General features: G+C 56.5%; 18 protein-coding genes and 1 tRNA gene. 12 read left to right on the forward strand and 7 right to left on the reverse strand.

Going from position 1 to position 16,034, the window contains the following annotated elements:
- Nucleotides 1–290 precede the first annotated feature (290 nt).
- The 5 genes from frdA (at nt 291) to blc (ending at nt 4,196) form a co-directional block, all read left to right on the forward strand.
- Complete coding sequence (gene frdA / locus CYR55_RS12450; protein ID WP_101816442.1) at nt 291–2,066, forward strand: fumarate reductase (quinol) flavoprotein subunit; 1,776 nt, start codon at nt 291–293, stop codon at nt 2,064–2,066.
- Nucleotides 2,059–2,784 (forward strand): succinate dehydrogenase/fumarate reductase iron-sulfur subunit, encoded by a 726-nt coding sequence (locus CYR55_RS12455; RefSeq protein ID WP_101816443.1) that lies wholly within the window; start codon nt 2,059–2,061, stop codon nt 2,782–2,784. The genes frdA and CYR55_RS12455 overlap by 8 nt, the downstream gene beginning before the upstream one ends.
- 13 nt (nt 2,785–2,797) lie before the next feature.
- On the forward strand, nt 2,798–3,190 hold the full coding sequence (gene frdC / locus CYR55_RS12460; RefSeq protein WP_101816444.1) for a fumarate reductase subunit FrdC: 393 nt from the start codon (nt 2,798–2,800) through the stop codon (nt 3,188–3,190).
- Between the two features lie 12 nt (nt 3,191–3,202).
- A complete protein-coding gene (gene frdD, locus CYR55_RS12465) occupies nt 3,203–3,559 on the forward strand; it encodes a fumarate reductase subunit FrdD (RefSeq protein ID WP_101816445.1) in 357 nt (118 codons plus the stop codon).
- A gap of 112 nt (nt 3,560–3,671) precedes the next feature.
- A complete protein-coding gene (gene blc, locus CYR55_RS12470) occupies nt 3,672–4,196 on the forward strand; it encodes an outer membrane lipoprotein Blc (RefSeq protein ID WP_072926997.1) in 525 nt (174 codons plus the stop codon).
- Between the two features lie 62 nt (nt 4,197–4,258).
- On the opposite strand, the gene CYR55_RS12475 is transcribed toward blc, so the two are convergent.
- The 3 genes from CYR55_RS12475 to efp form a co-directional block, all read right to left on the reverse strand.
- Complete coding sequence (locus CYR55_RS12475) at nt 4,259–4,390, reverse strand: entericidin A/B family lipoprotein (RefSeq protein ID WP_101816446.1); 132 nt, start codon at nt 4,388–4,390, stop codon at nt 4,259–4,261.
- Between the two features lie 103 nt (nt 4,391–4,493).
- Nucleotides 4,494–4,625 carry an entericidin A/B family lipoprotein gene (locus tag CYR55_RS12480; RefSeq protein WP_101816447.1) on the reverse strand — a complete coding sequence of 44 codons (132 nt, stop codon included), beginning with the start codon at nt 4,623–4,625 and terminating at the stop codon, nt 4,494–4,496.
- Nucleotides 4,626–4,699: 74 nt separating this feature from the next.
- Nucleotides 4,700–5,266, reverse strand: coding sequence for an elongation factor P (efp, locus tag CYR55_RS12485; protein ID WP_101816448.1), 567 nt, complete (start codon nt 5,264–5,266; stop codon nt 4,700–4,702).
- A gap of 43 nt (nt 5,267–5,309) precedes the next feature.
- Here efp and epmB point away from each other — a divergent pair, with 43 nt between their 5' ends.
- Nucleotides 5,310–6,338 carry an EF-P beta-lysylation protein EpmB gene (gene epmB / locus CYR55_RS12490; protein WP_101816449.1) on the forward strand — a complete coding sequence of 343 codons (1,029 nt, stop codon included), beginning with the start codon at nt 5,310–5,312 and terminating at the stop codon, nt 6,336–6,338.
- A gap of 72 nt (nt 6,339–6,410) precedes the next feature.
- Here epmB and CYR55_RS12495 read toward each other — a convergent pair whose 3' ends face one another.
- The 4 genes from CYR55_RS12495 to CYR55_RS12510 form a co-directional block, all read right to left on the reverse strand.
- A complete protein-coding gene (locus CYR55_RS12495) occupies nt 6,411–6,755 on the reverse strand; it encodes a DUF4156 domain-containing protein (protein WP_101816466.1) in 345 nt (114 codons plus the stop codon).
- Between the two features lie 278 nt (nt 6,756–7,033).
- Nucleotides 7,034–8,677 carry a chaperonin GroEL gene (gene groL, locus CYR55_RS12500; RefSeq protein ID WP_101816450.1) on the reverse strand — a complete coding sequence of 548 codons (1,644 nt, stop codon included), beginning with the start codon at nt 8,675–8,677 and terminating at the stop codon, nt 7,034–7,036.
- 44 nt (nt 8,678–8,721) lie between these two features.
- Nucleotides 8,722–9,015: a co-chaperone GroES gene (locus CYR55_RS12505; protein ID WP_036103188.1), complete on the reverse strand. Its 294-nt coding sequence runs from the start codon at nt 9,013–9,015 to the stop codon at nt 8,722–8,724.
- 240 nt (nt 9,016–9,255) lie between these two features.
- Nucleotides 9,256–9,738 (reverse strand): FxsA family protein, encoded by a 483-nt coding sequence (locus CYR55_RS12510; protein WP_101816451.1) that lies wholly within the window; start codon nt 9,736–9,738, stop codon nt 9,256–9,258.
- 355 nt (nt 9,739–10,093) lie between these two features.
- On the opposite strand from CYR55_RS12510, the gene aspA reads away from it, so the two are divergent.
- The 6 genes from aspA (at nt 10,094) to CYR55_RS12540 (ending at nt 16,034) form a co-directional block, all read left to right on the forward strand.
- The gene (gene aspA, locus CYR55_RS12515) at nt 10,094–11,530 is read left to right on the forward strand and encodes an aspartate ammonia-lyase (protein ID WP_101816452.1); all 1,437 of its coding nucleotides are present in this window, start codon (nt 10,094–10,096) and stop codon (nt 11,528–11,530) included.
- A gap of 115 nt (nt 11,531–11,645) precedes the next feature.
- Nucleotides 11,646–12,962: an anaerobic C4-dicarboxylate transporter gene (locus CYR55_RS12520; protein WP_101816453.1), complete on the forward strand. Its 1,317-nt coding sequence runs from the start codon at nt 11,646–11,648 to the stop codon at nt 12,960–12,962.
- Between the two features lie 161 nt (nt 12,963–13,123).
- Nucleotides 13,124–13,507 (forward strand): divalent cation tolerance protein CutA, encoded by a 384-nt coding sequence (gene cutA / locus CYR55_RS12525; RefSeq protein ID WP_101816467.1) that lies wholly within the window; start codon nt 13,124–13,126, stop codon nt 13,505–13,507.
- A complete protein-coding gene (locus tag CYR55_RS12530; RefSeq protein WP_101816454.1) occupies nt 13,483–15,204 on the forward strand; it encodes a protein-disulfide reductase DsbD in 1,722 nt (573 codons plus the stop codon). The genes cutA and CYR55_RS12530 overlap by 25 nt, the downstream gene beginning before the upstream one ends.
- Nucleotides 15,205–15,244: 40 nt before the next feature.
- Nucleotides 15,245–15,820 (forward strand): division control transcriptional repressor DicD, encoded by a 576-nt coding sequence (gene dicD / locus CYR55_RS12535; RefSeq protein WP_101816455.1) that lies wholly within the window; start codon nt 15,245–15,247, stop codon nt 15,818–15,820.
- Nucleotides 15,821–15,961: 141 nt separating this feature from the next.
- A tRNA-Phe gene (locus CYR55_RS12540) sits at nt 15,962–16,034 on the forward strand.

The following is a 16,034-nucleotide window of genomic DNA, read 5'->3' on the forward strand; positions in this document are numbered from 1 at the left end:
GGACAGCAAACAAATGCGGCTTTTTATACCGGCCAGCTTTATCACACACGCCCCACTATATGGCCGGGGTATGTCGGTTTCGATGGATGTTTACGCTTTTCCGATCCCTGACGCAAAACGGCGGCGTCGATCGGGATAAACCCTCGATCCCATCAACATTTACCTATTTTGGTTTCGTTATACTCATTCCCCTTATAAAAGCAGGCCTATATTGCCGGCGCTGAGGCGCTATTTCACCGGCACACCCGCTTGCGGGCAGGCCACTGTTTCACCCTGAATGGAGGAGTGCCGTGCAAACCTTTAATGCCGATCTGGCTATCATTGGTGCCGGTGGCGCAGGGTTACGCGCTGCCATCGCCGCCGCAGAAGCGAACCCCACACTCACAATAGCCCTGATTTCCAAGGTTTACCCCATGCGCAGCCACACGGTGGCCGCAGAAGGCGGTGCCGCCGCCGTGACCCAACCCCATGACACCGCAGACTCCCATTTTCACGATACGGTGGCCGGGGGCGACTGGCTCTGTGAGCAGGATGTGGTGGAAAATTTTGTCCATCTCTGCCCGCAGGAGATGACACAGCTGGAGCTGTGGGGCTGCCCGTGGAGCCGTAAACCGGACGGAAGCATCAATGTCCGCCGGTTTGGCGGCATGAAAATTGAACGCACCTGGTTCGCCGCGGATAAAACCGGCTTCCATATGCTGCATACCCTGTTCCAGACCTCCCTGAAATACCCGCAAATTCACCGTTTTGATGAGCACTTTGTCCTCGATATTCTGGTGGATGAGGGCCAGGTGCGCGGCCTGGTTGCCCTGAATATGATGGAGGGCAGCCGGGTACAGATCCGCGCGAATGCGGTCATCATGGCGACCGGCGGCGCGGGCCGGGTCTACCGTTATAACACCAATGGCGGCATCGTCACCGGGGATGGCATGGGCATGGCGTTCCGCCACGGTGTACCGCTGCGGGACATGGAGTTCGTGCAGTATCACCCGACCGGCCTGCCCGGCTCCGGCATCCTGATGACGGAAGGGTGCCGTGGTGAAGGCGGGATTCTGGTCAATAAGGATGGCCGCCGCTACCTGCAGGATTACGGCATGGGGCCGGAAACCCCGCTGGGCCAGCCAAAGAATAAATATATGGAGCTTGGCCCACGCGACAAGGTCTCTCAGGCGTTCTGGCACGAATGGCAGGCCGGGCGCACCATCAGCACCCCACGCGGTGAGGTGGTGCACCTCGACTTACGCCATCTGGGGGAAAAAACGCTGCTGGAACGGCTGCCGTTTATCTGTGAACTGGCGAAAGCCTATGTCGGTGTTGATCCGGTCAATGAGCCGATACCGGTTCGCCCTACCGCACATTACACCATGGGCGGCATTGAAACCGATGCCTTCTGTGAGACGCGCATCCGGGGGCTGTTTGCCGTTGGAGAGTGCTCCTCCGTGGGGCTGCACGGCGCCAATCGCCTCGGTTCCAATTCACTGGCGGAGCTGGTGGTCTTTGGGCGCATTGCTGGTGAACAGGCGGCGCTGCGTGCGGTAGAAAGCACGCCGGCCCCGGTGCGGGCGCTCGACAGCCAGGCCCAGGATGTGGAGCAGCGGCTGACGGCGCTGATGAATCAACAGGGGAAGGAAAAATGGTCCACCCTGCGGGATGAGATGGGCATCACCATGGAAGAAGGCTGCGGCATTTACCGCACCTCCGCGCTGATGCAGAACACCATCGATAAGCTGGCCGAGCTGAAAGCCCGTTTTTCCCGCGTTGCCATCACTGACCGCTCAGGCGTGTTCAACACCGACCTGCTTTATACGCTGGAGCTGGCACACGGGCTGGATGTCGCCGAATGCATGGCGCACTCTGCCCTGGCGCGCCGCGAGTCACGCGGGGCCCACCAGCGGCTGGATGAGGGCTGCACTGAGCGCGATGACGTCAATTTCCTCAAGCATACGCTGGCATTCTACACGCCCGGCGGTGCGCCGCGGCTGGAATACAGTGACGTGAATATTACCACCCTGCCACCGGCGAAACGGGTCTATGGTGCTGAGTCTGAGGAGAAAACCCATGGCTGAGATGATAATTACTATCATGCGTTATCACCCGGAGTATGACAGCGCACCGCACCCTGAAACCTATCCGGTTCCTTATGATGAGCAGACGTCACTGCTTGATGCACTGGGTTATATCAAAGATAACCTGTCACCCGATCTCGCTTACCGCTGGTCTTGCCGCATGGCGATCTGTGGCTCCTGCGGCATGATGGTCAACCGGGTGCCTAAACTGGCCTGTAAAACCTTTTTGCGTGACTATCCGGCGGGCATGGAAGTGGAAGCGCTGGGGAATTTCCCGATCGAGCGCGATCTGGTGGTGGATATGACCCACTTTATCGAAAGCCTGGAGGCGATTAAGCCCTATATTATCGGCAATGACCGGCAGCCGGAGGCCGGGCCGAACCTGCAAACCCCGTCTCAGATGGCGAAATATCACCAGTTTTCCGGCTGCATTAACTGCGGCCTCTGTTATGCCGCCTGCCCGCAATTTGGCCTGAACCCAGAGTTCATCGGCCCGGCGGCCATTACCCTCGCCCATCGCTACAACCTCGACAGCCGCGATCGCGGTAAGGCCGTGCGGATGCCGCAACTCAATGGTGAGAATGGCGTCTGGCGCTGCACCTTTGTGGGTTACTGCTCTGAAGTCTGCCCAAAACATGTTGACCCGGCAGCAGCGATCCAGCAGGGAAAAGTGGAGAGCAGTAAGGATTTCATGATCGCCATGCTGAAGCCACGTTAAGGAGAGCACCGTGATGACCACAAAACGTAAACCTTACCTCCGGGAAATGACGCCCAGCTGGTGGCAGCGGCTCGGGTTCTACCGCTTTTACATGCTGCGCGAAGGCACCGCCCTGCCCGCCGTCTGGTTCAGCCTGCTGCTGATCCACGGCCTTTACCGGTTGAAAGCCGGCGCGGCAGGCTGGGAGGCCTTTGTCCACCTGCTGCAAAATCCGGTAGTGGTGCTGCTCAACCTGATTGCGCTGGCCGCAGCCTTGCTGCACAGCAAAACCTGGTTTGACCTGGCCCCCAAAGCGGCCATCCTGATCGTCAAAGGTGAAAAGCTGGGGCCGGCCCCGGTGGTGCGCCTGCTGTGGGCAGTGATGGTATTGGTGTCGTTGGCGGTTCTTGCCATCGCACTGTATTAACAGGAGGAAAAGATGAACCAAGACCCTAAACGCGCTGATGAACCGGTATTCTGGGGCCTGTTTGGTGCCGGCGGAATGTGGGCGGCGCTGTTTGCCCCGGTGGTGATTCTGCTTATCGGAATCCTGCTGCCCTTTGGTCTCGCCCCAGAAGGCACGTTCAGTTATGCACGGGTGCTCGCGTTTTGCCAGAGCCTGCCCGGCCGCCTGTTCCTGTTTCTGATGATTGCGCTGCCGTTGTGGTGTGGCCTGCACCGGCTGTACCACATGACGCATGACCTGAAAATCACTATCCCGGCCGGAAAGTGGCTGTTTTACGGGCTGGCGGCCATTCTGACCGTGGTCACGGCTATCGGCGTGATTACCCTCTGATCTGCACTTGGCAGATAAACGGCCCGGAAGGGCCGTTTTTCATTCAGGCATATCTCTCTTATTCATTTTTATTACCTACACTTAGGAAAGATGGATGATAAAAGGAAAGGCTATGCATCTTTGGTCAAAACTCGGCGTCATGATGACAGCATTGTTCTCGGTGGCATGCAGCGTGAAGCCGCCGCCGGACGTAAAGGTAGTGGAAAATTTTGAGCTGCCTCGCTACCTCGGCACCTGGTATGAAATTGCCAGGATGGATCACGGCTTTGAACGCGGGCTGGATCATGTCACGGCTAACTACAGCACCCGGCCGGATGGCGGCATCAAAGTGATTAACCGGGGCTACAACCCTAAAAAGAAATCCTGGCAGGAGAGCGAAGGAAAAGGCTATTTCCTGGGAACGCCGGTACGTGCCGCGCTGAAGGTCTCTTTCTTTGGCCCCTTCTATGGCGGTTATAACGTGATTGAGCTGGACAGGAATTATCAGTACGCGCTGGTATGCGGCCCGAATAAGAAATATTTATGGATTTTGTCACGCACCCCGATGCTGGATGAGGTGGCACGAACCCGCCTGCTGGAGACGGCAAAACGCTACGGATTTGATACCAGCAAACTGATCTGGGTTAATCAGTCCTGACGGCGGAATCAGGTACGGCCACTGTCGACTGCGTGCCCGTACCTTTTTTGCGCGCGTCAGCGTTACTCTGCGCTGCGTTGAATAGCCTTACCGCCTGCCGATACGTCCTCGCCAACCCCACGGGTGGTATTACAGGCTGTCAGTGAAGAGAGGAACAGTAAGGAAAACACCACCAGAATTGATTTCTTCAACATGAAAATTTCCTTCTTTTAAGGGAATAGGTGCTTAAGCCCTTTTAGTTTAGACAAGAAAAGCAAGGAAGTAGAAAGAAGGTGGGGTATTTTTTAAGCGGGGGAATTAACCGGCAATGTGGGAGATGGCACTGCCCAGGTGCTGGACATCCTCACCAAACCCGCGCGCGGTATTACAACCGCTCAATGTTGCCAGCATCACGAAAGAAAGCGCTGCCAGCCAGATTTTCTTCAGCATCGTTAACAGATCCCTGAATGGCTGCTGCAACAGGGCGTTGCAGCAGCATGACACACTCAGTGTCAGAACAGCCGTTACTTCACGCGGGAAACGTATTCGCCGGAACGGGTGTCAACTTTGATCACTTCGCCACGCTGAACGAACAGCGGAACTTTTACCACAGCACCGGTAGACAGGGTAGCCGGCTTGCCGCCAGTCCCTGCGGTGTCACCTTTCAGGCCTGGATCAGTCTCAGTGATTTCCAGTTCAACGAAGTTCGGCGGGGTCACGGCGATCGGCTGGCCGTTCCACAGGGTCACGATACATTCTGCCTGATCCAGCATCCATTTCGCGCTGTCACCTACGGCTTTGGCGTCTGCGGCCAGCTGCTCGAAGGTTTCGTTGTTCATGAAGTGCCAGAACTCACCGTCGTTGTAGAGGTAAGTCAGGTTCATATCGATGACGTCTGCGCCTTCGGCGGAGTCGGTAGATTTGAAGGTTTTTTCAACGCGGCTGCCGGTCAGCAGGCGACGCATTTTAACACGCGCGAACGCCTGGCCTTTGCCCGGCTTAACGAACTCGCTGGATTCAATTGCGTAGGGTTCGCCTTCGAACATGATTTTAAGACCGGAACGGAAATCGTTGCTAGAATAAGTCGCCATGGTGGCCCTCTGAAAAAATGTATATTGGTAGCTTAGCCAAAAAATGGCACATATTATAACCCAAAACACGGCGATGAGAGAAGATTGGTTGCAGCAACTCGCCGATGTTATTACTGACCCGGACGAGTTGTTGTCGCTGCTGGCACTCGACACTCATCCGGAACTGCAAAAAGGGCGTGACGCCCGCCGCCTCTTTCCTTTGCGCGTTCCACGCGCGTTTGTCGCACGCATGCAACCCGGCGATGCCGCCGACCCGTTACTGGTTCAGGTTCTGACAGCCCGGCAGGAATTTCTCTCTGCCCCCGGTTTTACCACCGATCCGCTCGATGAGCAGCAAAGCGTGGTACCCGGCCTGTTGCACAAGTACCGTAACCGCGCCCTGTTGTTGGTGAAAGGGGGTTGTGCGGTTAACTGCCGCTATTGCTTCCGCCGTCATTTCCCGTATCAGGAAAATCAGGGCAACAAGGCAAACTGGGGCAAGGCGTTGGAGTATATCCGTCTGCACCCGGAATTGGATGAAATTATTTTCTCCGGCGGCGATCCGCTGATGGCCAAAGATCACGAACTCGACTGGCTGATTAGCGAGCTGGAGGCCATTCCCCATATTAAGCGGCTGCGCATCCACAGCCGGCTGCCGGTGGTTATTCCGGCCCGCATTACCGAAACGTTTTGCCAGCGGCTGGCGGCCTCACGTTTGCAGGTGCTGATGGTGACACACATTAACCACCCGAACGAGATCGACGATCATCTGCGCCACAGCATGACGCGCTTAAAACGTGCAGGCGTGACGCTGCTGAACCAGAGCGTGCTGCTGCGTGGGGTAAATGATGATGCAGACGTGCTGGCACGGCTGAGCAATGCGCTGTTTGATGCCGGTATTTTGCCTTACTACCTGCATGTGCTGGACAAGGTACAGGGTGCGGCGCATTTCATGGTAGAGGATGAGGAAGCGCGGACGCTGGTCAAAGCGTTACTGACCAAGGTTTCCGGCTATATGGTGCCGAAGCTGGCACGGGAAGTGGGAGGCGAGCCGAGTAAAACACCGCTCGATCTCTACCTGAAACAGGCATAAAGAAAAAGTTTACAGGCGAGGTACGCCTCGCCCGGATAAGCGAGACCTATCCCTGCCGGCAATGGATTGCCGTTATGGACACTTATAGACCTGCCCCATCATTTTGCTGTCTTTTGGTACAAAACTGGACCAGAAATCTTCACTTGGGCTGGTGGCACCGTAAATCACGTTACCGCCCATGGCGGCCGCCTTATTACGGAGGTCATTTGCCGCGCCGCGCATGGAACTGCCGTCACCGCTGGTGCCTGAGAACCAATTGCTCTGCGTGCCGGTCACTTCGCCCACCAGCTGGCATTCATTGCCGGGCTGGGCATCAGTAAATTTAACCTGCTGGCCGGTGCTGTTCAGTTGGTGGGTGGAATTACAACCCGCCAGCAGCAACGCGGCTGAAAGTCCAAGAAACACGTTAATCCGCATCTTTTTCCCCATTTGGTTGAGAATCTCGCAAACCTTATCAGCATGCGCGACATGCTGGTTAAGCATCCGTTGCCGTAGTGAGATGAAATCTGGCCCCATCCCGCTGATAAGTGACGCGTTGGTAGTTTACAGTTTATACGTTAATTCAGCGAGACAATGATAGATATATAGCAGCAACAATCAATTAGATGCGAATTATTCTGCACCTATAATAAAAAACCCCCGGCCGGAGCCGGGGGTTTGCACAAACAGACTGTAAGGGGAACAGTCGGCAGAAATTACATCATGCCGCCCATACCACCCATGCCGCCCATACCGCCGGCGCCCAGGTCTGCTTTCTCTTCTTTCGGCAGGTCGGTGACCATGCACTCGGTGGTGATCATCAGGCCAGCCACAGATGCCGCGTACTGCAGAGCAGAACGGGTTACTTTGGTTGGGTCCAGGATGCCCATGCCGATCATGTCGCCGTATTCTTCGGTTGCGGCGTTATAACCGTAGTTACCTTCGCCCGCTTTCACGCTGTTAGCAACCACAGACGGTTCTTCACCGCAGTTCAGTACGATCTGACGCAGCGGAGCTTCCATCGCGCGCAGCGCAACTTTGATACCCACGTTCTGGTCTTCGTTCTGGCCACGCAGGTCACCCAGTTTAGACGCAGCACGAATCAGCGCAACGCCACCACCGGCAACCACACCTTCTTCAACCGCAGCACGGGTCGCGTGCAGGGCATCTTCAACGCGGGCTTTCTTCTCTTTCATTTCAACTTCAGTTGCTGCGCCCACTTTGATGACAGCGACGCCGCCAGCCAGTTTAGCCACACGCTCCTGCAGTTTTTCGCGATCGTAATCAGAGGTTGCTTCTTCGATCTGCTGACGGATCTGAGTCACACGGCCCTGAATAGTGGTTTCGTCACCCACGCCATCGATGATGGTGGTGGTGTCTTTGTTGATCACAACGCGTTTTGCCTGGCCCAGGTCTTCCAGGGTCGCTTTTTCCAGCTCCAGACCGATCTCTTCAGAGATAACGGTACCGGCAGTCAGGGTTGCGATGTCCTGCAGCATGGCTTTACGACGGTCGCCGAAGCCCGGTGCTTTCACCGCAGCCACTTTCACGATGCCGCGCATGGTGTTCACCACCAGGGTCGCCAGCGCTTCGCCTTCCACATCTTCAGCGATGATCAGCAGCGGTTTGCCTGCTTTGGCAACAGCTTCCAGCACCGGCAGCATTTCGCGGATGTTGGAGATCTTTTTGTCAGCCAGCAGGATGAACGGGCTTTCCAGCTCAACAGCACCGGTTTCCGGCTTGTTGATGAAGTAAGGGGAGAGGTAACCGCGGTCGAACTGCATACCTTCAACCACGTCCAGCTCGTCTTGCAGGCCGGTACCTTCTTCAACGGTGATCACGCCTTCTTTACCAACTTTTTCCATCGCTTCAGCAATCAGTTTGCCTACGGTGTCGTCGGAGTTAGCGGAGATGGTACCTACCTGAGCAATGGCTTTGGAGTCAGAGCACGGTACGGAGAGTTTTTTCAGTTCTTCAACAGCGGCGATAACGGCTTTGTCGATACCGCGCTTCAGATCCATCGGGTTCATGCCAGCGGCAACGGCTTTCAGGCCTTCAGTAATGATGGATTGCGCCAGAACGGTTGCGGTGGTGGTACCGTCGCCTGCTGCGTCATTCGCTTTAGAGGCAACTTCTTTCACCATCTGAGCACCCATGTTTTCGAACTTGTCTTCCAGTTCAATTTCACGGGCAACAGACACGCCGTCTTTAGTGATGGTCGGTGCGCCGAAGGATTTATCCAGCACGACGTTACGGCCTTTCGGGCCCAGGGTCACTTTTACCGCATCAGCCAGCACATTCACGCCGCGCAGCATTTTTACACGAGCGTCATTACCGAATTTTACGTCTTTAGCTGCCATTTTACTTTCCCTTAAATTCGTTCAGTTCAGTGATATACGCGTGATTACGCTTCAACAATCGCCAGGATGTCGCTCTCAGACATGATCAACACTTCTTCATTGTCGATCTTCTCGGCTTTCACACCGTAGCCATCGTTGAAAATGACGATGTCGCCTACTTTCACATCCAGCGGCTTCATTTCGCCGTTTTCCAGGATGCGACCATTGCCCACAGCCAGCACTTCACCACGGGTAGATTTACCCGCCGCGGAGCCGGTCAGAACGATGCCGCCAGCAGATTTAGACTCAACTTCTTTACGCTTGACGATAACGCGGTCATGCAATGGACGAATTTTCATTGATAGCTCTCCTTTGAGAAGGTCCATATCTGATTCAGGATAAGATGCCGTATATGTCACGCATACCGGCCTCGTGGTTTTCTAGATGGGGGCATTAGCCCCCCCTTCAAGGGACACCAACAAAAATTTTTTTATTTTTGCCGTGTCACCGCATAACAAACAGCTAACAAAACGTCAGCCCGCACTCTATCTTGCCGGGGCAGGCACCGCCACCCCAGCGGCATGTTTTTCTGTTACAGCCTAGCGATCATCTTTATGGGTGTGGGAGTCATGATGCTCCAGGCGGGGATTAGGATCATCTTTGCGCTGGTATTCGCCGTCAAAGGTGGTGCCCCCACCCTGACCGGGCCGGAACCCCCCACGCGCCGTAAAGGCGAGGTGGGGCAGCAACTTCAGCGTCAGGCGTTTTTGCACCGGCGGCAACAGCAGCAGCAACCCTAAGAAATCGGTAAAGAATCCAGGTAACAGCAACAGGAAACCGGCCAGCACCAGTGAAACGCTTTTAACCATCTCAGCGGCCGGGCTTTCACCCTGCGCCAGCTTCTGCTGCATCTGCATGAAGGTTTTCATCCCTTCATTACGCACCAGAGACACGCCCACGCCGGAGGTAAAGATCACCAGCAGCAGGGTCATGAAGACGCCCAGCACATGGGCCACCTGAATAAACAGCGATATCTCAATGTAGACCAGTAAAAATATCACCAGCAACGGTAACAAACGCACCGTATTCTCCTTTCAGCAAACGCGTTGGCAAAGGGACACCAACGCGTAAAAATAGAGGCCCGGCAGGTCATTTTACCGGGCTGACCTCATTGAGATGGAGTTGACGCCGGGCGAATTCAACCGCACCGTGTATTTTTATTCAGTAGGGTGATGAAATGTGAAGGCCTTCACAGTTATCAAATCATCCCACTGTGAGCGCGCGAGGCGTGATCTCACTGCGTGCATTTCTCCGAAAGCAGCATATGATCGTGCCCGGCAAGAAGCCGGCGGTTAATCCTGTGGTGTGAACATGCGCCAGCATAATGTCTACTATTTATTCAGTCATCCATTTACGGCATCAAATAGAGAAGGTTCTATGTCAAACACAATTCGTATCGAAGAAGATCTGCTCGGCACCCGCGAAGTGCCGGCAGAGGCTTACTACGGGATCCATACCCTGCGTGCGATCGAAAACTTCTATATCAGCAATACCAAAATCAGTGATGTCCCTGAATTCGTACGCGGCATGGTAATGGTCAAGAAAGCAGCGGCGCTGGCAAACAAAGAGCTGAAAACCATTCCGCGCAAAATTGCTGATGTGATTATCCAGGCGTGTGATGAGGTGCTGAATAAAGGCAAATGCATGGATCAGTTCCCGGTAGACGTTTTCCAGGGCGGCGCCGGGACGTCACTCAACATGAACACCAATGAGGTGCTGGCCAATATCGGGCTGGAGCTGATGGGCCATCAGAAAGGTGAATACCAATACCTCAACCCCAACGATCACCTGAATAAATGCCAGTCCACTAATGACGCCTACCCCACCGGGTTCCGCATTGCGGTGTATGCCTCCATCCTGAAACTGATTGATGCCATCAGCCAGTTGGGTGACGGCTTTGAGCGCAAAGCCAAAGAATTTGAAACCATCCTGAAAATGGGCCGTACCCAGTTGCAGGATGCAGTGCCGATGACCCTGGGCCAGGAATTCCATGCATTCAACGTGCTGCTGAAAGAAGAGACCAAAAACCTGCTGCGCACGGGGGAATTGTTGCTGGAAGTGAACCTCGGGGCGACCGCTATCGGCACCCGCCTCAACACGCCGGACGGCTACCAGCAACTGGCAGTGCAGCATCTGGCCGCCGTGAGTAACCTGCCGTGCGTACCGGCGGAAGATCTGATTGAAGCAACGTCAGACTGCGGCGCCTATGTGATGGTACACAGTTCGCTGAAACGCCTGGCGGTGAAGCTGTCGAAAATCTGTAACGACCTGCGCCTGCTCTCGTCCGGCCCGCGCGCCGGGCTGAATGAGATCAACCTGCCGGAACTGCAGGCCGGCTCCTCCATCATGCCGGCCAAGGTCAACCCGGTGATCCCGGAGGTGGTGAATCAGGTCTGTTTCAAAGTGATCGGCAACGATACCTGCGTCACCATGGCCTCAGAAGCAGGCCAGTTGCAGCTGAACGTGATGGAGCCGGTCATCGGCCAGGCGATGTTTGAATCCATCCATATCCTGACCAACGCCTGCTACAACCTGCTGGAAAAATGTGTCAACGGCATTACGGCCAATAAAGAGGTATGTGAAGCATACGTCTTCAATTCTATCGGCATCGTCACGTACCTGAACCCGTTTATCGGCCATCATAACGGCGATATCGTCGGCAAAATTTGTGCGGAGACCGGCAAGAGCGTGCGTGAAGTGGTGCTGGAGCGTGGCCTGCTGACGGAAGCGGAACTGGATGACATTTTCTCGGTACAGAATCTGATGTTCCCCGCGTACAAAGCCAAACGCTATACCGACGAGAATGAACAGTAATCCTGTTCTGACCTGACATCAGGGCACGTTATTCCAGTGGATAACGTGCCCTTTTCTTTTGGAAGGTACAAAAGAATAACAAGCTGTTTTCATTTTTTACTAAGGAACAAACGCGATGTTGATTTTGGAATTTGTCATTGTGCTGCTGGCCATCTTCCTTGGCGCCCGATTAGGCGGTATCGGGATTGGCTTTGCCGGCGGGCTGGGGGTGCTGGTGCTGGCGCTGATTGGCGTCAAGCCCGGTACCATCCCGTTTGATGTGATCTCTATCATCATGGCGGTGATTGCTGCCATTTCCGCCATGCAGGTGGCCGGGGGTATGGATTACCTGGTACGCCAGACGGAAAAATTGCTGCGGCGCAACCCGCGCCACATCACCCTGCTGGCACCGGTGGTTACCTACTTCCTGACTATTTTTGCCGGCACCGGCAATATCTCGCTCTCTGCGCTGCCGGTGATTGCGGAAGTCGCCAAGGAGCAGGGTATCCGCCCCAGCCGCCCGCTTTCTACCGCCGTGGTGGCCGCACAAATCGCCATTACCGCCTCGCCCATTTCGGCGGCGGTGGTGTACATGGCAACTGTGATGGAGCCGCAAGGCGTCAGCTACCTGACGATGCTGAGTATCTTAATCCCCTCGACGCTGGCGGCCGTGCTGCTGATGTCGCTGCTGGTAAGCTGGCTATTCAACGCCCGGCTGGAAGACGACCCGGGGTATCAGCAACGGCTGGCGGAAGGGTTGATTACGCTGCGTGGTGAAGATCGCCCGGCCATTTCCGCGTCAGCCCCCTACTCCGTACTGCTGTTCCTGCTCGGGGTGCTGGCTGTGGTGGTCTATGCCATTTTTAACAGCAACGGCTTCCACCAGGCAGTGTTGGGCAGCCCGGCTGCGCCGGTAATGACCACTACCAGCGCTATCCTGATCATCATGCTGAGCGTTGCCACGCTGATCACCCTGCTCTGCCGGGTAGATACCGCTGCCATCCTCAATGCCAGCACCTTCAAGGCGGGCATGAGCGCTAGCATCTGTATTCTGGGTGTGGCCTGGCTGGGCGATACGTTTGTACAGGATAACCTGGAATGGATCAAAGGCACGGCCGGCAGCGCCATTACCAGCCACCCCTGGCTGCTGGCGGTGATTTTCTTCTTCTGCTCAGCGCTGCTTTACTCGCAAGCCGCGACCGCCAAAGCGCTGATGCCGATGGCAATCGCACTGGGTGTCACCCCGCTGACTGCGCTGGCGGCATTCCCGGCGGTGTCCGGGCTGTTTATTCTGCCGACTTACCCGACGCTGGTGGCAGCAGTACAGATGGATGACACCGGCACCACGCGCATCGGCCGTTTCGTTTTTAACCATCCCTTCTTTATCCCCGGCACGCTGGGCGTCGCACTTTCCGTGCTGTTCAGCTTTGCGCTCGGCAGCATGTTGCTGTAAGTCACCGGCGGGGCATTACCCGTCATTGCCATGTCCACTAAAGTGTATGCGGGGGTAAAATCCCCCGCCTTCGCCTTCAAGCGGCCTGCGCTTCGCGTTATAGTCTCTGGTTCGCGCTGACAGGTCAGCGCGCCCTTCTTCCACTATGTTGCGAGGTCGAGATGTCTGAGATAACCGCGTCTGAAGTGACCCTGACAGAAAATTTCCCCCTGAACATCGATCTCCCGGAAAGCCACGCCATTGTAGTGCTCTGCACAGCACCGGATGAAGACAGCGCGCAGGAGCTGGCGGCAGTGGCGCTGGGTGAGAAGCTGGCGGCCTGCGTCACCCTGCTGCCGGGCGCCAGCTCGATGTACTACTGGGAAGGCAAGCTGGAGCAGGCGTATGAAGTCCAGATGTTGTTCAAAAGTGACACTCAACACCAGCAGGCGCTGCTTGCCTGCCTCCGGCAACACCACACTTACCAGACACCGGAACTGCTGGTGTTGCCCGTCCGCGATGGAGACAAAGATTACCTCTCATGGATTACCGCCTCATTAAAATAATCGTCTGGCTATGCAGCGCGTTGCTGCTGCCTTTGGCTGCGCATGCTTCTCTTTTTCCGCCGCCTGCCGCGAATACGTTTGTCCCGCCCGATCAGGCGTTTGCCTTTGATTTTTCCCAGAAAGGCAACCGCCTGGCCCTGAGCTGGCAGATCAAACCCGGCTACTATCTTTACCGCCAGCAAATCCAGTGGACGGCCACCGGCGCAACAGTGGGTGACGTCACCCTGCCGGAAGGGTTGTCACATAAAGATGAATTTTTCGGCATCTCAGAGATCTACAAAAACCAGCTGGCGTTCACGCTGCCGCTGACGCAGGCCGCGCCGCACAGCCAGCTGAAGGTGACGTATCAGGGCTGTGCCGAGGCGGGTTTCTGCTACCCACCGGAAACGCGGATCGTCCCGCTGAGCGCGGTCACGCCCGGTGCGCCCCAGGAAGCGGCCACCGCGCCTTCTGCACCGTCGCAGACCGCTGCTGCCACGGCACCGTTGCCGTTCTCGCCGCTGTGGGCGCTGCTGATCGGCATCGGCATCGCGTTTACGCCCTGCGTGCTGCCGATGTATCCGCTGATTTCCGGCATCATCCTGGGGCGGGAACAACGGCACAGCCACCGCCGTGTGGCTGTGCTGGCGCTGGTGTATGTGCAAGGCATGGCGCTGACTTACACCCTGCTGGGGCTGGTGGTGGCTGCGGCCGGGCTGCCGTTTCAGGCGGCGCTGCAAAGCCCCGGCGTGCTGATCGCGCTGTCGGTGCTGTTTATCCTGCTGGCGCTCTCGATGTTCGGCATGTTTACTTTGCAGTTGCCCTCAGCACTGCAAACCCGGCTGACGCTGTGGAGCAATACCCAGCAGGGCGGCTCGCTGCCCGGCGTGTTTGTGATGGGTGCGCTGGCGGGGCTAATCTGCTCGCCCTGCACCACGGCACCGCTGAGTGCCATTCTGCTCTACATTGCGCAGAGCGGTAATCTGCTGGCTGGCGGCGGTACGCTGTACCTGTATGCCCTGGGTATGGGTATCCCGCTGGTGGCAGTGACGCTGTTCGGCAACCGGCTGCTGCCGAGAAGCGGGCCATGGATGAATGCGGTTAAAGAGGCGTTCGGCTTTGTGATTCTGGCGCTGCCGGTCTTTCTGCTGACGCGGGTCATCGGCGATGTATGGGGCGAACGGTTATGGAGCCTACTGGGCATCGCATTTTTTGGCTGGGCATTCCTGCTCAGCCTGAAAAGCAGCCGCGTCGGCATCCGGTCGCTGCAACTGCTGCTGCTGGCCGCCATGCTGGTGGTGGCGCGGCCGTTGCAGGAGTGGGCCTTCCCCTCCCCGGCCACGGCGGCAGAACCTGCCGGGCTGGCGTTCCAGCCCATCACCAGCCGGGACGCCCTGGCGCAGGCGCTGCACCAGGCGCAGGGCAAGCGGGTAATGCTCGATCTCTACGCTGACTGGTGTGTCGCCTGCAAAGAGTTTGAGAAATACACCTTCAGCCAGCCTGAGGTGCAGGCGACGCTGGCGGATACCGTGCTGTTGCAGGCGGATGTCACCGGCAACAGCGCGGAACAGCAGGCGCTGCTGGCCCAGTTACAGGTGCTGGGTTTGCCCACCATTCTGTTCTTCGGCCCGCAGGGCCAGGAAATACCGGATTCCCGCGTGACCGGGTTTATGGACGCCGTGGCCTTCCGTGCACATTTGCAGAAAGTACGCCAGTAAACGACACTACTGTCTGGATCGGAAATGGGAGAACGCCAACGTGCAACGTGAACATGTGCTGAACCACGCTTTAACCCTTTTGGAGCAGCGCGGGCTGGCCACCACCACCGTAGAAATGGTGGCAACGGAAACGGGACGTACGGAGAGCGACTTATACCGCTTCTGGCCGGATCGGGAGGCGCTGTTATATGACTGCCTGCGCCATCATGGTCAACAGATTGATACCTGGCGGCGGCAACTGCTGCTGGATGACACCCAGACGCCGCAACAGAAGTTGCTGGCCCGTTATAAGGTGCTGCATGAGCAGGTGAACCAGCAGCGCTATCCAGGTTGTCTGTTTATTGCCGCCTGTAGCTTTTTCCCAGATAAACAGCACCCTATCCACCAGCTCGCGGAGCAGCAAAAACGCGCCTCGTATGAATATACGCTGTCGCTGTTGCAGGACATGGACGCAGACGATGCGCCGATGGTTGCCGAGCAGATGGAGCTGATTCTGGAAGGGTGTTTAAGTAAATTGCTGGTAAAACGGCAGCCCCATGATGTGGAAGTCGCGTTACGGCTGGCAGAGGATATTTTGCAGGTCGCACGCTGCCGTAAACATGGCGCACTGGCCTGATAATGTCTGCCTGACAAAGGCGGTGTTGGCTGCCGCCATGCCGCTTTTTGCCTGAAAAGAGAGCAGTCAGGCCAGTTTGGGGGAGAATTCTGCATAAAGCCGTTGACGGCCTTCAGCCAATACGGTTTAATGCGCCCCGTTGCCCGGATAGCTCAGTCGGTAGAGCAGGGGATTGAAAATCCCCGTGTCCTTGGTTCGATTCCGAGTCCGGGCA

Source organism: Chimaeribacter californicus (genome assembly GCF_002858675.1).
GTDB classification, from domain to species: domain Bacteria; phylum Pseudomonadota; class Gammaproteobacteria; order Enterobacterales; family Enterobacteriaceae; genus Chimaeribacter; species Chimaeribacter californicus.

Excerpts from the sequence above, each read along its gene's own strand:
- CYR55_RS12455 (WP_101816443.1), top strand. The coding sequence starts at position 2,059 with ATGGCTGAGATGATAATTACTATCATGCGTTATCACCCGGAGTATGAC.
- frdC (WP_101816444.1), top strand. The coding sequence starts at position 2,798 with ATGACCACAAAACGTAAACCTTACCTCCGGGAAATGACGCCCAGCTGG.
- frdD (WP_101816445.1), top strand. The coding sequence starts at position 3,203 with ATGAACCAAGACCCTAAACGCGCTGATGAACCGGTATTCTGGGGCCTG.
- blc (WP_072926997.1), top strand. The coding sequence starts at position 3,672 with ATGCATCTTTGGTCAAAACTCGGCGTCATGATGACAGCATTGTTCTCG.
- CYR55_RS12475 (WP_101816446.1), bottom strand. The coding sequence starts at position 4,390 with ATGTTGAAGAAATCAATTCTGGTGGTGTTTTCCTTACTGTTCCTCTCT.
- CYR55_RS12480 (WP_101816447.1), bottom strand. The coding sequence starts at position 4,625 with ATGCTGAAGAAAATCTGGCTGGCAGCGCTTTCTTTCGTGATGCTGGCA.
- efp (WP_101816448.1), bottom strand. The coding sequence starts at position 5,266 with ATGGCGACTTATTCTAGCAACGATTTCCGTTCCGGTCTTAAAATCATG.
- epmB (WP_101816449.1), top strand. The coding sequence starts at position 5,310 with ATGGCACATATTATAACCCAAAACACGGCGATGAGAGAAGATTGGTTG.
- CYR55_RS12495 (WP_101816466.1), bottom strand. The coding sequence starts at position 6,755 with ATGCGGATTAACGTGTTTCTTGGACTTTCAGCCGCGTTGCTGCTGGCG.
- groL (WP_101816450.1), bottom strand. The coding sequence starts at position 8,677 with ATGGCAGCTAAAGACGTAAAATTCGGTAATGACGCTCGTGTAAAAATG.
- CYR55_RS12505 (WP_036103188.1), bottom strand. The coding sequence starts at position 9,015 with ATGAAAATTCGTCCATTGCATGACCGCGTTATCGTCAAGCGTAAAGAA.
- aspA (WP_101816452.1), top strand. The coding sequence starts at position 10,094 with ATGTCAAACACAATTCGTATCGAAGAAGATCTGCTCGGCACCCGCGAA.
- CYR55_RS12520 (WP_101816453.1), top strand. The coding sequence starts at position 11,646 with ATGTTGATTTTGGAATTTGTCATTGTGCTGCTGGCCATCTTCCTTGGC.
- cutA (WP_101816467.1), top strand. The coding sequence starts at position 13,124 with ATGTCTGAGATAACCGCGTCTGAAGTGACCCTGACAGAAAATTTCCCC.
- CYR55_RS12530 (WP_101816454.1), top strand. The coding sequence starts at position 13,483 with ATGGATTACCGCCTCATTAAAATAATCGTCTGGCTATGCAGCGCGTTG.